The sequence below is a fragment of the Ruminococcus sp. 8Y-12 genome (assembly GCF_058119865.1).
This window is the reverse complement of record NZ_CM176623.1, coordinates 2,377,102-2,390,831: the sequence shown is the minus strand read 5'-3', so window position 1 is coordinate 2,390,831 and position 13,730 is coordinate 2,377,102. Positions and strand designations below refer to the sequence as shown.

The following is a 13,730-nucleotide window of genomic DNA, read 5'->3' as shown; positions in this document are numbered from 1 at the left end:
TACAGGTATTTTTCACTATCTCTCTGCCCTAATCCTACCATACATCTCCTTTTAAATACATGGAATTATGGCAGTTAAAACATGGGATTATGTGAAAAATGTCACTGCACAGGTTCGGTCTATTCACTCGCCTGAATCTCCTCCTCGCAGTCCCGCATGGCAAGAATCGTCATTTCAAACAGCTTATTCAGATCCCATCCCAGTCGTTCCGCCCCCTGGCGTATCACATCCCTGGAACATCCGGCTGCGAAACGCTTGTCCTTAAACTTCTTTTTCAGGCTGGAAACCTCCATATCCATCACACTCTTTGAGGGACGCATCCGGGCAGCAGCCCCGATCAGCCCGGTCAGCTCATCCGCAGCGAACATGACCTTTTCCATCTCATGCTCCGGCTCCACCTCGGATACAATCCCATATCCATGGCTGCAGACTGCATGTACCAGTTCCTCCTCTGCCCCGATCTCTGCCAAGAGTTCAGGCGCCTTTACGCAGTGCTGCTCAGGATACTTTTCAAAGTCCACATCGTGAAGCAGTCCTGCCAGCCCCCAAAATTCCTCTTCGTCCGCGTAGCCCAGCTCCCTTGCATACCACCGCATCACCCCCTCCACAGTCAGCGAATGCTGAATGTGAAACGGCTCCTGGTTGTATTTTTTCAGCAAATCCATTGCCTGCTCTCTGGTCACTTTTGTCTCCATGTCTCTCCTCCTCTTACGGTCAGCGCAGTAAATGCGCAGACCTGCCAAATAGTTATTTTCTTTCTATTTTATTCCACTGGCAGAGATTGTCAATACTTCCTTACACTTTCCTTTTCATAGCGCGTATCCGTTCCCTGACAGCTGCATCTACCTGGCGGGACTCTGTGATCTTCTGCAGTGCTTTATTGTAGGTAAAGGTATCCAGATGATTGTCCCTTAAAAATACCAGGGTTCTCTCCGGAAATTTCACATAATACATGGATACTGCCCAGGCCACGGCCATTTTCACATAGTAATCCTCATGGCAGATGCCGTCCAAAAGCGCAAGCGCCTGGCCAATCCACTCTTCACCCACAAAGTAATTGATCAGCATGACCACGCCAAAGCGTATCTCATACGTGCGGCCGCTCACGAAGCACGGCTGCAAAAACTCCCAAATCTTCACCGGCTCCTCTCTTGCCGCCTTCAGTCCTGCACAGAAGCTGTCGCATATGGACCAATTGCCAATTTTCGGCAAAAACCATCTCACCCACTGAAGTCTCTCCTCCAACGGCATTTTAGCACAGCCGATCACCATCCCCTGCAGCATGATCTCCTCAAATGAGTTATCCTCAGCAGTTGTAAGATAGTCACGCCAGTCTTCCCCAGCAATCTTTGCCGCTATCTTTCTGAGCCTTGGAAGCCTCACTCCCAGCATCTCACCCGGACCCAGATCCGGAATCAGACGGCTGGAAAAGTCCCAGAATTCAGGTTCCGCAAAGGATTCCAATTTTGCTCTCAGTTCTCTGTTATCCATCTTGCTCTGCACATTCCTCTCTTTCATTTTTGATGCCCCGTTGCTTGCAGCGGGGTTGTTGACTGGAGTTTGATACAGTAGGCATGTCTGTCTTCAATGAAAAAAGAAAGAAAGCTTCCGAACATATCTCCGAAAACTTTCCTTCTATCCTGTTGTCTCTATCATTTTAGCGGTCCTATTATTAAGCACAGATGTACTGAGCGACATCTGATATCAACTGGCTGCACTCACTGGCGTGAATTTGCATCTCCACATTTTTGGAAGAGCTCAGCGTAAAAGCACTCATCATAGACTTTGCATCCACAACGTAACGCCCACATCTTAAATCCACATCGTAGTCAAACTTACTGACAATATCCACAAAAGCAACGATATCCTCCGGACTTCTAAATTCAACCGGTACACTTACCATGGCTTTCATCACCCCTTTCTTTCTTTGTTATAGACATTATACTCGTCTATCCGTAAAATTCAAATAGGAAATTTTACTTATTTAGGGTAAAATTTTTCGATTTTTGTCTTATTCTGCCGTACAGATGTCTTAGTACGGACGCCACCCGCGTCTTTTCTCATTATCATAGGGACTTTTTTCACTGCTTCTTTTTTAGGATACCGTTTTCTCTGTCTCTGGAATCTTCTCATCCTCCCCGGAGTCATCCGCTTCCTTCAGAAGATATACATCCGCATTCTGTCTGCCGAACAGGACGGCATCCGAATGGTTTACCAGATAGATATCCACATGACCATAGGGGGTTCCACGATCTTCCACTGTGTAAACCTGGTCCCCGATTACCAGCTTGGTGCCAAACTCCACACCTGCCATGGCAACGGTTCTTCCCTGCACAGGATAAACTCCGCCGGCTGCCATGCCCCCAGACCACTTTCCGCAGCAGAGCGGACAACTGCAGTATGCTGTGAGGGTGAAATTGCCAAGGTACTTCATGGTGTCCGCGTCTGCCTCGGTCACAGAGGTGAAGGTATAATAGCAAGATTTATTATCTTTTGGCTCAATCAGCTCGCTGGCCAGTGGAAAGGTTGCCTCTCCCTTCTCCTTCACTGCTTCTTTTGCTTCCCTTCCCTGTATCAGGTACTCGCTTTTTACAAATCCCCGCACATCACCGGACTCCACAAACGTCCATTCCTCATCCCGGTCAGCCAGCACAAAACAGATGCCATCCTTATTCAGCTTGCCCACTATGCGGGATTCTGTGTCCTTTTCCTCTCGCACATTGAGTCCCTCTGTATTGGAAAGAGCATACTCCTTGTCCACCACCGTTGCACCTGTGGTCGTCTTTGTGTAGGTCCAGGCCGGATTCTCCTCAGATTTTACCAGGGCTGCTGCCCTTTTGAAGATCAGCTCTCCCTGGAGGCGAACCCTCTTTTCTGCGATTTCCCCTGTCTCCAGAGAGGAGGTCTTCACAAATCCTCTCACATTTCCGGATTCTATGTAGGACCATCCGCCCTCCTCGTCCTGGAGAATAAAGCAAAGTGCATCCTTGTCCAGTATCCCCACTGCTTTTCCGGTTCCGCCAACATTCCCGTAAACCCTGGTACGATTTTCTTTGGCTATGGCATAGACCTTATCCACAGTTGTAAACCGGAAGGATGTCTCCACCTTTTCCGGCTCTGCAACTTGTGTAAACCGCTCATCCGGGACATAGGGTTCCTGATCCTCCGTATTCTGTACTTTTTTCTTTTTATTCCTCTTTCTGTCTTTGCCGTCATCCGGGTCCTCTGTATCTGCGACCCCCGGCTTTACATCATCCGGATCTTCAATTTCCGCCCCCGGTTCCTCCGTGACGGGTTCTTCTGTATCTGGGGTACTGCTCCCCGGTGCCTCACTTCCCGGTGTCTCGCTCTGCGGCGTATCTGTAGCCGGCTCCTCGGTAGCCGGGGTCTCTGTGGCAGGAGCTTCCGTAGCGGGAGCCTCCGTGTCATCCTGCTCTGTGCTTGTGCTCTCCGCAGACGCAGAGGTGTCGGACTCCTGCTTCTTAACCTCCGTTTTCTGGGCCTGCGCTGCTGTAGACGCTGCCGGTACTGCCAGTGAGAAAATCAGCGCTGCGGTCAGGATTTTGCACAATTTTTTTAGCTGCATATAATTCTCCTTTATTTCTGTCCATAACATCCACGTTTTTCAGATTTAACGATTATTATAGCACAGTTCCCCCAAAGTTTCCATTTTATTTCCAAACTTTCACATTTTTGTCACATCCAGCGTTGCGGTTCACTCTGTCCAGCAACATACATAACTGCGGAACAATAGCAGTCCATATTCCGAGCTACTCCTCCAGCTCCTTTAAGTATGCTTTAAAACCGCTGTCCAGCGCGTTCTGAAATTTGGCATTCTTTTTATCATTGACCACTGCCGTTCTGGAACGGTTAATGGGCTGCTGGGTGCCTGCGCCTGCCACACAGCCGCCCGGACAGGCCATTCCCTCCAGCAGATAGCCATTTAGCTTTCCTGTCCTGGCCATGGTCAGCATTTTACGGCACTCCCGCAGACCCTCTGCGCTCTGCACCTTTACCTCCCTGTTCGGCTCCAGCCTCTGGATGCAGTTTACCACAGCGGAAGCCACCCCTGCACTAACCGCAAACCCCTTTCCGTCACCGCTGGCCTTTGTAAAGAACTCCTCAGACGGCAGGTTCTCAAAATCGATCTCTTTTGCGTTAAACATGCCCATGACTTCCTCAAACGTGAGCACAAAGTCCACATCGCTGCGGATGGTTTTGCGGCTGGCCTCCAGCTTCTTGGCTGCACAGGGACCGATGAATGCAATCTTGCAGTCCGGATGTTCCTTCTTCACCAGACGTCCTGTAAGCACCATAGGTGTAAGTGCCATGGAAATGTAGGGAGAAAACTGTGGAAACAGTTTTTTTGCCATCATTGACCAAGCAGGGCAGCAGGAGGTTGCCATAAACGGCTGTTTCTCAGGCACATCCTTGATAAACTCCTTCGCCTCCTCTATGGTACACAGATCCGCCCCTACAGCCACCTCAAACACATCCGCAAACCCCAGTTCCCTGAATGCCGCCTTGATCTTATCCGGGGTCAGCTTTGGGCCAAACTGCCCTGCCACTGCAGGCGCCACTATGGCATAGACCGGAATCTCGCTCTTAATGGCCTGGATGGTTTGAAAGATTTGACTTTTATCCGCAATAGCCCCAAACGGACAGTTTACAAGGCACATTCCGCATGAGACACATTTATCATAGTCAATATCCGCCCTGCCAAACTCATCGCTGGCAATAGCATCCATTCCGCAGGCTTTTGCGCAGGGCCTCTCCAGCTTCACAATTGCACCGTAGGGACATTCCTGTATACATCTGCCGCACTTAATGCATTTTGTCTCATCAATCACAGAGCGCCCATTTTGGATCTCTATGGCGTCCTTTGGACAGACCTCCTTGCATGGATGAGCCAGGCATCCCTGGCAGGCATCTGTCACATGCACCTTATTGTCCGGACAGGAATGACAGGCAAACTTGATAATATTGATCAGGGGCGGCTCGTAGTACTTCTCAGGCTTGATGCTCTCCCCAATTCCGTCCGATATGGGCGCATGCTCATTTGCCTTGCGCAGTGGCAGCCCCATGGTCAGCCGTATTCTCTCCCCCACAATTGCTCTCTCCAAAAACACGCTGTCCCGGTAGGAGGCGATTTCCCCGGGAATAATCTTATAGGGAATATCCTCAATTCTGGCATAATCCCCACCCTCATATCCAAGCCTGGCCACCTCGGTAAATACCTGGCGTCTGATCTTGTTCACTGACGTATAGATTCCTCTCATACTCTTTTCTCCTTTTCTTCTGACCTTTCTGCTTTCACCACAGAACATCTTTTCAAGCTGCCTGCATACCCATTACCAAAATATTACCATCCCATTCCTCAGAAAACAAGTTTTTCCCGCAGTACACCCCCAAAAACCTATATCTTTCATAAACTTTCTTAAATAAATCCTAACTCTGTTGTCTTTGAAATATCACCATGCTATAATTTACCTGCTTATAGAGTTCAAGTGCGCCCCGGCGTACTTGCTGCGAGCCACACGCCATCCACTGGACGCCTTCGGTGTGCCCTGCATGACATAATACATCTGTGCGGCTCTGCAATACCTCCGGACACAATTTACACTTAGCGAGGTGTTTTCGAGCTTAGTGTAATAGCGCACACCAAGACTAATTTGCTATTTCTCACTACCTGCAGAGGTGGGAGACTTATCTGCTTAAAAGATAAAATAACCGTTCCCGCCCGCTTATGGAGATGAAACCTATGAAGCTATTGAAGAAATATAAACATTTTATTATTGTACCGATCTTTTTTCTATTTTACATGTCGGTATTTTATTATGTAGAAAACCGTACAGGAGTGCACATCCATAAGATCTCCTTTGGTCCTGACCAGTATGTTCCCTTCTGTGAATATTTCATTGTCCCTTACTTTCTGTGGTTCTTCTATATAGCGGCTGCAGTGGTCTATTTTGGAATATTCAGCAAAGACCGCACGGATTACTACTGCCTGATCACCACCCTTGGAATTGGAATGACCTTGTTTTTGATCATTTCCCTTATCTTTCCCAATGGGCTTAATCTGCGCCCTTCCTATTTTGCGCGGGACAACATTTTCGTGGACATGGTCCGATACCTGTACTCCATTGACACCTCCACCAATGTCTTTCCCAGCATACACGTATTTAACTCCGTGGCTGTTGCTATCGCCATCGCAGCACATCCCACGCTGCGCAGGCATCCTCTGATCGTGCATGCCTCCACACTGCTGGCTGTCCTGATCGTGTGCTCAACCGTATTTTTAAAGCAGCACTCCCTCATTGATGTTATGGGAGCCCTGGCCTTAAACTGGATTTGCTACCGACTGATATATCGGCCAAGATACGTTCTGGAGCGAAAACGCGTCATCGAACCCCGCTGATTTCTAAAGGCGTGGAAATGAAGTCTTATCCAAACTTCATCTCCACGCCTTTTGCATGTTCTCAATCGTTGTCACAAAATTTTATCATTGAACCCTCACTGCTAATGTTGTATATTATTCTATATAGAATAATTACTAATGAACCCACATTATAACAAACGGAGGTAAATCATATGCGTAAAACGTCATCTCCCTATGACAAGCTCCTTTACAGCAGCGATTCCCTGGATATTTTCTTGAGCATCAAGTCCAAATTAGACACAAACGGAATTGCATATGAGGAGGGGAGTAAACCCAAAGAAAATTTTCTCTCCTTCCTGTACCGTCTCATCCTCACAGGAGTCGGCAGCCTTGGCCTGTCCTCAGAACATGCGGCTGCTTATACCATCTACGTATCCGATGCTGACTACGAAACCGCCAAACGCTTACTCCTATAACTTCCCATCATCTACTGTCTCAAGTAGCTTTTCATTGTCTTCAGAGCATTTTTCTCCAGTCTGCTCACCTGCGCCTGGGAGATATTGATCTCCCTGGCCACCTCCATCTGGGTCTTGCCCTCATAAAACCGCAGTTCGATGATATTGCGCTCCCTCTCATTCAGCTTGCTGATGGCTTCGTTCAGAGAGATCACCTCCACCCAGTTCTCCTCTTTATTCTTCTTATCACTGATCTGGTCCATTACATAGAGAGTGTCTCCGCCTTCTGTGTAAACCGGGTCATAGAGACTCACCGGAGTCTGTATCGCATCCATGGCAAACACAATATCCTCTTTGGCAATTCCGATCTCCTCAGAAATTTCATTTATGGTGGGCTCTTTAAGATGCTTTTTCATATACCCCTCTTTTGCATAGATCGCCTTGTATGCCGTGTCTCTCAGCGAGCGGCTCACCCGGATGCTGTTGTTGTCCCGCAGATACCTGCGGATCTCCCCTATAATCATGGGTACCGCATAAGTAGAAAACTTCACATTCAGCGTAGAATCAAAATTGTCAATCGCCTTTATCAGCCCAATGCAGCCGATTTGAAACAAATCATCCGCATTCTCATTGCTGCTTCCAAAACGTTTGATTACACTCAGCACAAGGCGCAGGTTCCCTTTAATATAAAGCTCCCTGGCTTCCTGGTCACCCTCTTTGATCCTCGCAAAAAGAGCCTCCTTCTCTTCATTTTTCAAGAGCGGAAGCTTGGAAGTATTGACGCCGCATATTTCAACTTTATTAAGAGCCATAATGTTCATCCTCCTATCGCTTTGTATAGTAAAATGATTCACATTATGGCTCTTGAATATACGACCCGGTTTGAAATTTTAGAAAGTTTTGGCCCTTGACAAAAAATCAGACGCCTACTCTCAGGAATGGAAAATTCTCCAGTAAACACCTATGTACCGCGCTACCGAATAGAGCATAAATGCGGCACAGACCGCAAGCATGGCATTGGCTGCTGTTAAAGGAATCTGAGGAAACACAATCAAAATAATCAACACCACATACAAAACTGCTGTGCAGACTTTTCCATACCACATGGCGCCATTGAGCATTCTGCCGCTTTTTAACAGTATAGCTCCCATAATTCCCATAAACCCTTCTTTGCACACAAACAGCACAATAACCGGCACCATAAGCGGATATCTGGCAGCCAGGCAAAATATCATAGCACACTGGGTCAGCTTGTCAGAGACCGGGTCCAGTATCTTTCCCACTTTTGTTATCAAGTGAAACTTCCTGGCGATCTTTCCATCCAGAAAATCAGATACGCCGGATACAATGATCACCACCGTGGCTCCTGTGTAGCATTCCTTCAGATAAAACCAGACGAAAAAGGGAATCAGGACGATTCTCAGCATGCTGAGCGCATTGGGAATGGTCATCACTCTTTTACTGACGTCCTCATCCTCCTTTAAGGGTATCACAAGTTCTCTTTTCTCATTCATGTTTTTCTTCTGCCTTCCTTCTGAAATCTTCCCTCTCTGTAACAATACTGCAAATTATGTGCTCTCTGCTTTTTCCCATATCACGCTGGCTGCCTCGGGATTTTCATGCGCAAGCGCATAAAAACACCTCGCGCAACAGTGGCTGTGAATAGTAACTATCTTACCATTTTCCGCTAAAAAATGCAAATTTTCTATTGACTTTCACAATTTACTATTGTATAGTGGGGGCATATAGAAAACCTGTGAATGAGAGTAGTACTCTTACTTAAGATGCAATGCAGAGAGCCGCAGGCGGTGGGATTGCGGTATTGCTGGAGCGGAGGAATGGACTCATGAGGGCGAGCTGAATCCGCAGTGCGGAATAGGCAAGACGGAACCTGACCGTTACAGCAGGAAGTGTATGTCAGTACACAGATAAGTGCATTCCCCCGGAATGAATTTAGGTGGCACCGCAGGTATATGATTCCTGTCCTATGAATTTAGGACAGGATTTTTTTATTTAAAAGAAAGGATGATAAAAATGCCAACAGAAAAAATACCTTACAAAATCTATCTGGAAGAGAGCGAGATGCCGAAGCAGTGGTACAACGTGCGTGCAGATATGAAAAACAAGCCCGCTCCTCTCTTAAATCCAGGCACCTTAAAGCCCATGACACTAGATGAACTGCGCCCGGTTTTCTGCGATGAGCTGGCTGCTCAGGAGCTGGACGATACTACACCCTACTTTGATATTCCTGAAGAGATTCGGGATTTTTACAAAATGTACCGCCCGTCACCTCTGGTACGCGCCTACTGCTTGGAAAAGAAGCTGGATACCCCGGCAAAGATATACTATAAATTTGAAGGAAATAATACTTCCGGCAGCCACAAACTGAACTCTGCCATTGCTCAGGCCTATTATGCAAAAAAGCAAGGTCTCAAAGGCGTGACAACAGAGACCGGCGCCGGGCAGTGGGGCACTGCCCTCTCCATGGCCTGCTCCTACTTTGATCTGGACTGCAGGGTTTATATGGTGAAGGTATCCTATGAGCAGAAACCCTTCCGCAGAGAGGTAATGAGGACCTACGGCGCCTCAGTTACCCCCTCCCCCTCAGAAACCACCCAGATCGGAAAGAAGATTCTGGCAGACCATCCGGGTACTTCCGGAAGTCTTGGCTGTGCCATCTCAGAGGCAGTGGAAGCTGCCACCACCACAGAGGGCTACCGCTATGTGCTGGGCTCCGTGCTCTCCCAGGTACTTCTGCATCAGTCAGTCATTGGCCTGGAGACCAAGGCTGCTCTGGACAAGTATAGCATCAAGCCGGATATCATCATCGGATGTGCCGGGGGCGGCTCCAACTTAGGCGGACTGATCTCCCCGTTTGCGGGCGAGATGCTGCGCGGAGAAGCCAATTACCGGATCATCGCCGTGGAGCCTGCCTCCTGTCCCAGCCTTACGAGAGGAAAATATGTATACGATTTCTGCGATACAGGTATGGTTACCCCTCTTGCAAAGATGTACACCCTGGGCAGCGGCTTCATCCCATCCGCAAACCATGCGGGCGGACTGCGCTACCATGGCATGAGTTCTGTGGTTTCCCAGCTGTATCACGATGGCCTGCTGGAGGCAACCTCAGTGGAGCAGACCTCTGTCTTTGAGGCTGCCGAGCAGTTTGCAAGAGTGGAGGGCATCCTCCCCGCACCGGAGAGCAGCCATGCCATCCGTGTAGCCATTGACGAGGCGCTCAAATGCAAAGAAACCGGTGAGGAAAAGACTATTGTGTTCGGCCTGACCGGAACGGGTTATTTTGATATGGTTGCCTATGAAAAATATAATGATGGGGTAATGGCAGATTATATTCCTACGGATGAGGATCTGGCTGTAGGCTTTGCGGGACTTCCTAAGGTAGATTTGTAAGACTGCTGCTTGATGTCTATTTTATGTAAGGTAGGGTACGCTTGCCTTCCAATACTCACACTCACGGTCAGCGCAGTAAATGCGCAGTCCTATTGAATAGTATCTCATCAAGACTAAATTTCGTGCAAATTCCCGAAATTTAGTCTTGATTATTTTTACGGTTTCTTATATAATCTTCTCATGGGGCATTGGCGCAGCTGGGAGCGCGCCACACTGGCAGTGTGGAGGTCACGGGTTCGAATCCCGTATGCTCCATTTTTTGTTGCCGAAAATTTCTGTCAAAAGGCGCTTAAAATCAAGGTTTTAGGGACTTTTCTCATTATAGGAATGAATACTGATTTGTTTACACTTCATGTTGGACCTGTTGACAAACCCTAACTTTGTTTATAGAGGTGATAGGCTCCAAAGCTATTTTGGTGATATTTTAATTATATCATGACTAGTGGTAGATCTTAATCAAAAAATCCAATAAGCGTCTACAACTGGAGGGTCTGAAAGAGCTATAAATGGCCTGCAAATAGCTCTTATTGTATCCCCTTCTTTAAATTTGCTAATGTCCTTATAATATAAACATATTTCGTTTCCGGGATCTCCTAGTGCTTTAAAAGTGGTTGTTTCATTTATTGTTATTCTTAGGTAATCGTTAAGTTTCCCTATAACTGTCCCACTCATATAATAATCTTTAAAGCGAAAAAAAATAAAACCTGATGAGATTAGCAAAACACTTATTAAAACCAATAAAATTATTTTCCACAATTTAATTTTGTGTGTATTCATTTTGACTATACCTCTTTCTTCCAGTAAGGATATCTGCTTATTGTTTCTAATGCCCTGGATGCTTTCGTATAAGCTGTATATGTACCAGTTCCGCCAGTAACCAAACCACAAGGCTTGTCACAGTCGCATATTACGCTGATATCCGGCTCAACGTTATGTTTTTCATTTTCATGAGAAAAACTGCAAATGGAGATATAAATGGTTCACAGTCTCCTCCTTTTTGGGAAATATGATTGCTGATTACATTAAATAACTTTTCAGTGAGGCGCTGATGTTTTGTACTTGGTGGCGCCATGTAATAGAGTTGTCCATCAATAAGTTTAGCTCGTTTCCCTTCCGGTAAATTATGATATCATCAATCGTATAAATCTTTTCTTTTACTAATGCCATTTTATCTCCTCTATTCTATCTATTGTACCTGATTTATTTGGCTTATTCAACGTTTTGTTACTTATGTATATCTAAAAGAGACTCTTTCGTTACTGTACACACATTCAAAGTAACATGCATAAATCCATGCAAAATTGCTTTTGCAATGGGATTTATACACCCCTGAATCATTTTCTCACGTTCTGAGCACTAAATGCTCAAACCTGAGTGAACAGTAACGTAAATACATCTTCAGAAGTAAAAAATTAACACTAATATCCACCATCTTTTTCCTGTTCCATGCTATAATGTAACTGTAGGTACCGCCAATGCAAAATTCTTGGGCGAAACGGATTTTACGTTACAAGCTTTTTTCAATGGCGTCCTAAAGGGTGAAGAGAGGAATCTTAGATTTTCTGTGGAGGAAAAGTGAATGAAGAAAAAACTTTTGGCATTTATTGCATGTATAGCATTGCTCATGCAGCCTTTCAGCATTGTACATGCATCTGAATCATTTAATGAAAACGAGGATATTTCAAGTAATACTATTGAAAATACTATTGTAGACAATACTTCCTTGACATGGAATGATAATAAAAACATTCCGGGAGATGTATATATATTACGTGATTCTACACTCACAATATATGGTAACGTTTCCGTTGAAGGAAATATATATGTTTTTGGGACAGTTGAAATTTATGGTTCTCTAACGGTAAGTGATACTTTAAACTGCCTAAATTGTAAAATAGGCGGAATATTCATGTCTGCTGGTAATTATAATTATGGCTATGTTTACACCTATGGTAGGCTTAAAACACTTAACATGAACGTTAATGATAGTTTCTTAGGCATATCCATTCCGGAAACTGATCCGGATGAGTCATGTGAAAATGGACACTCCTGGCAAGAAGAACTGACGAAAGAGCCTACCTGTACGGAAACAGGTATTATGACATATACGTGTTCAAGGTGTAACAAAACCGAGACAAAAGTAATATACCCATTAGGACACACATGGAATTCAGATTATACCATTGACAAAGAAGCGTCCTATTTCGAGGAAGGTATAAAGTCTATACATTGTAATATTTGTGATGTTGTACAACCCGGCAGTGAAGTAATAATACCTATAATTAGTGACCAACAAGCCGCTGAAGAAGTAATAAAAAAGATCCACGATATAGGAAGTGTTACTTTGGATTCTGAAGAACTCATTGCAGAAGCTAGAAATGCCTTTAATGCTCTGACAGAAAAACAAAAAAATTTAGTTGATTCTGAAGAACAGAATGTGCTAAGCACAGCGGAAGCGCTCTTGGAATACTTAAAAGCTGTTGATCAATCTGATAAAGCTCTGGAGGAGAGTCAGAGAGCCGCAGAAAAAGCTCTGAAAGATAGAGAGCAGGCTCTAAAAGCTGCTGAAAGAGCACTCCAAGAAGCTGAGAGGGCTGCACTAAAAGCTCAGAGGGCCGCAGCTCAAAAAGCCGCGGAAGACACTAACAGAGAACTGGAAAAACTAAAGTTTCAGACACAAAAAGTATCCTTAAAGAAAGCGAAAAGTTTCAAGAAGAAAACCTTTCAGGTGAACTGGAAGAAAGTATCTGCGGCGGATGGATATGTAATACAATACTCTGTAAAATCAAACTTTAAAAATGCAAAATCGGTATCCGTTAAAAAGGGAAACATTACTTCCAAAACCATCAAAAAAGTTAAAAGTCCAAAAAAATATTTTGTACGGATAAAGGCCTATAGGATTATGGACGGTAAAAAAGTATACACAAACTTCAGTACAAAGAAAAGCGTCTTGTTAAAATAATATTAATGTCTGTATTAACGAGACCGTTTCAAAGAGGACCTGTTGACAAACTAAAGAAAAATGACCTTCATTATGGTATAATTATCATATCAATTGCGGGAGGTCATTTTTATGATGGGAAAACAGACTGGGCAGATTCAGATGGTAATTCTTGACATAGATTCTATGATTCCAGAGCCCCATCTCCTGAGACAGATTAAAAACTGTGTAAACTTTGATTTCATATATGAAAAGACAGCCCCCTATTATTCCAAGGTTGGAAGAAAATCTATAGATCCGGTTATCCTGATAAAAATGCTGCTCATTGGCTATCTTTATGGAATCAAATCAGAACGAAGGCTTGCAGAGGAAGTGTCGCTTAACCTTGCCTACCGCTGGTTTTGTGGGCTTGATCTCCTGCATAGGTACCGGTTCATTCGACTTTTAGTCAGAATAGAAGACGGCGTTTTAAAGATGCCAGTATATTTTGGGAAATTTTTAATGAGATTGTTATGAAGTGCATTTGATCTACAAAAAAGCAACG

13 protein-coding genes, 1 tRNA gene, 1 pseudogene and 1 other annotated feature are annotated in these 13,730 nt (G+C 45.2%); of the genes and pseudogenes, 6 read left to right on the top strand and 9 right to left on the bottom strand.

Annotation, left to right across the window (positions count from 1 at the left end):
- Positions 1 to 119: 119 nt before the first annotated feature.
- The 5 genes from AC0THY_RS08770 to AC0THY_RS08750 all read right to left on the bottom strand — a co-directional run bounded on the left by AC0THY_RS08770 (position 120) and on the right by AC0THY_RS08750 (position 5,279).
- Complete coding sequence (locus tag AC0THY_RS08770; RefSeq protein WP_489994046.1) at positions 120 to 695, bottom strand: HD domain-containing protein; 576 nt, start codon at positions 693 to 695, stop codon at positions 120 to 122.
- 100 nt (positions 696 to 795) lie between these two features.
- Positions 796 to 1,518: a DNA alkylation repair protein gene (locus AC0THY_RS08765; protein WP_489994045.1), complete on the bottom strand. Its 723-nt coding sequence runs from the start codon at positions 1,516 to 1,518 to the stop codon at positions 796 to 798.
- Positions 1,519 to 1,672: 154 nt separating this feature from the next.
- Positions 1,673 to 1,912, bottom strand: coding sequence for an HPr family phosphocarrier protein (locus AC0THY_RS08760; protein WP_489994044.1), 240 nt, complete (start codon positions 1,910 to 1,912; stop codon positions 1,673 to 1,675).
- Positions 1,913 to 2,095: 183 nt separating this feature from the next.
- Positions 2,096 to 3,586 carry a hypothetical protein gene (locus AC0THY_RS08755; RefSeq protein ID WP_489994043.1) on the bottom strand — a complete coding sequence of 497 codons (1,491 nt, stop codon included), beginning with the start codon at positions 3,584 to 3,586 and terminating at the stop codon, positions 2,096 to 2,098.
- A 184-nt stretch (positions 3,587 to 3,770) separates the two neighbouring features.
- Positions 3,771 to 5,279 (bottom strand): 4Fe-4S dicluster domain-containing protein, encoded by a 1,509-nt coding sequence (locus AC0THY_RS08750; RefSeq protein WP_489994042.1) that lies wholly within the window; start codon positions 5,277 to 5,279, stop codon positions 3,771 to 3,773.
- 482 nt (positions 5,280 to 5,761) lie between these two features.
- On the opposite strand from AC0THY_RS08750, the gene AC0THY_RS08745 reads away from it, so the two are divergent.
- Both AC0THY_RS08745 and AC0THY_RS08740 read left to right on the top strand, forming a co-directional pair.
- Positions 5,762 to 6,418, top strand: coding sequence for a phosphatase PAP2 family protein (locus tag AC0THY_RS08745; protein WP_489994041.1), 657 nt, complete (start codon positions 5,762 to 5,764; stop codon positions 6,416 to 6,418).
- 173 nt (positions 6,419 to 6,591) lie between these two features.
- Positions 6,592 to 6,855 carry a hypothetical protein gene (locus AC0THY_RS08740; protein ID WP_489994040.1) on the top strand — a complete coding sequence of 88 codons (264 nt, stop codon included), beginning with the start codon at positions 6,592 to 6,594 and terminating at the stop codon, positions 6,853 to 6,855.
- Positions 6,856 to 6,866: 11 nt separating this feature from the next.
- Here the strand turns inward: AC0THY_RS08740 and sigG are convergent, their stop codons facing one another.
- On the bottom strand, positions 6,867 to 7,646 hold the full coding sequence (sigG, locus tag AC0THY_RS08735; protein WP_489994039.1) for an RNA polymerase sporulation sigma factor SigG: 780 nt from the start codon (positions 7,644 to 7,646) through the stop codon (positions 6,867 to 6,869).
- Positions 7,647 to 7,766: 120 nt separating this feature from the next.
- Positions 7,767 to 8,348, bottom strand: coding sequence for a CDP-alcohol phosphatidyltransferase family protein (locus AC0THY_RS08730; RefSeq protein WP_489994038.1), 582 nt, complete (start codon positions 8,346 to 8,348; stop codon positions 7,767 to 7,769).
- 233 nt (positions 8,349 to 8,581) lie between these two features.
- Positions 8,582 to 8,825 (top strand) — a binding site (T-box leader).
- Positions 8,826 to 8,868: 43 nt separating this feature from the next.
- Between AC0THY_RS08730 and AC0THY_RS08725 the strand changes: the two genes are divergently transcribed.
- Positions 8,869 to 10,245, top strand: a complete 1,377-nt coding sequence (locus AC0THY_RS08725) for a TrpB-like pyridoxal phosphate-dependent enzyme (RefSeq protein ID WP_489994037.1) — start codon at positions 8,869 to 8,871, stop codon at positions 10,243 to 10,245.
- Positions 10,246 to 10,427: 182 nt separating this feature from the next.
- Positions 10,428 to 10,500, top strand: a tRNA-Ala gene (locus tag AC0THY_RS08720).
- 201 nt (positions 10,501 to 10,701) lie between these two features.
- Here the strand turns inward: AC0THY_RS08720 and AC0THY_RS08715 are convergent.
- On the bottom strand, positions 10,702 to 11,022 hold the full coding sequence (locus AC0THY_RS08715; protein ID WP_489994036.1) for a hypothetical protein: 321 nt from the start codon (positions 11,020 to 11,022) through the stop codon (positions 10,702 to 10,704).
- 130 nt (positions 11,023 to 11,152) lie between these two features.
- A pseudogene (locus AC0THY_RS08710) lies at positions 11,153 to 11,362 on the bottom strand (Uma2 family endonuclease); the annotation flags it as partial.
- 462 nt (positions 11,363 to 11,824) lie between these two features.
- Between AC0THY_RS08710 and AC0THY_RS08705 the strand changes: the two are divergent.
- Positions 11,825 to 13,207 carry a hypothetical protein gene (locus tag AC0THY_RS08705; RefSeq protein ID WP_489994035.1) on the top strand — a complete coding sequence of 461 codons (1,383 nt, stop codon included), beginning with the start codon at positions 11,825 to 11,827 and terminating at the stop codon, positions 13,205 to 13,207.
- A gap of 111 nt (positions 13,208 to 13,318) precedes the next feature.
- Positions 13,319 to 13,702, top strand: coding sequence for a transposase (locus AC0THY_RS08700; protein ID WP_489994034.1), 384 nt, complete (start codon positions 13,319 to 13,321; stop codon positions 13,700 to 13,702).
- Positions 13,703 to 13,730 lie beyond the last annotated feature (28 nt).

Coding starts and splice junctions, on each gene's coding strand:
- AC0THY_RS08770 (WP_489994046.1), bottom strand. CDS start 695: ATGGAGACAAAAGTGACCAGAGAGCAGGCAATGGATTTGCTGAAAAAA.
- AC0THY_RS08765 (WP_489994045.1), bottom strand. CDS start 1,518: ATGAAAGAGAGGAATGTGCAGAGCAAGATGGATAACAGAGAACTGAGA.
- AC0THY_RS08760 (WP_489994044.1), bottom strand. CDS start 1,912: ATGAAAGCCATGGTAAGTGTACCGGTTGAATTTAGAAGTCCGGAGGAT.
- AC0THY_RS08755 (WP_489994043.1), bottom strand. CDS start 3,586: ATGCAGCTAAAAAAATTGTGCAAAATCCTGACCGCAGCGCTGATTTTC.
- AC0THY_RS08750 (WP_489994042.1), bottom strand. CDS start 5,279: ATGAGAGGAATCTATACGTCAGTGAACAAGATCAGACGCCAGGTATTT.
- AC0THY_RS08745 (WP_489994041.1), top strand. CDS start 5,762: ATGAAGCTATTGAAGAAATATAAACATTTTATTATTGTACCGATCTTT.
- AC0THY_RS08740 (WP_489994040.1), top strand. CDS start 6,592: ATGCGTAAAACGTCATCTCCCTATGACAAGCTCCTTTACAGCAGCGAT.
- sigG (WP_489994039.1), bottom strand. CDS start 7,646: ATGGCTCTTAATAAAGTTGAAATATGCGGCGTCAATACTTCCAAGCTT.
- AC0THY_RS08730 (WP_489994038.1), bottom strand. CDS start 8,348: ATGAATGAGAAAAGAGAACTTGTGATACCCTTAAAGGAGGATGAGGAC.
- AC0THY_RS08725 (WP_489994037.1), top strand. CDS start 8,869: ATGCCAACAGAAAAAATACCTTACAAAATCTATCTGGAAGAGAGCGAG.
- AC0THY_RS08715 (WP_489994036.1), bottom strand. CDS start 11,022: ATGAATACACACAAAATTAAATTGTGGAAAATAATTTTATTGGTTTTA.
- AC0THY_RS08705 (WP_489994035.1), top strand. CDS start 11,825: ATGAAGAAAAAACTTTTGGCATTTATTGCATGTATAGCATTGCTCATG.
- AC0THY_RS08700 (WP_489994034.1), top strand. CDS start 13,319: ATGATGGGAAAACAGACTGGGCAGATTCAGATGGTAATTCTTGACATA.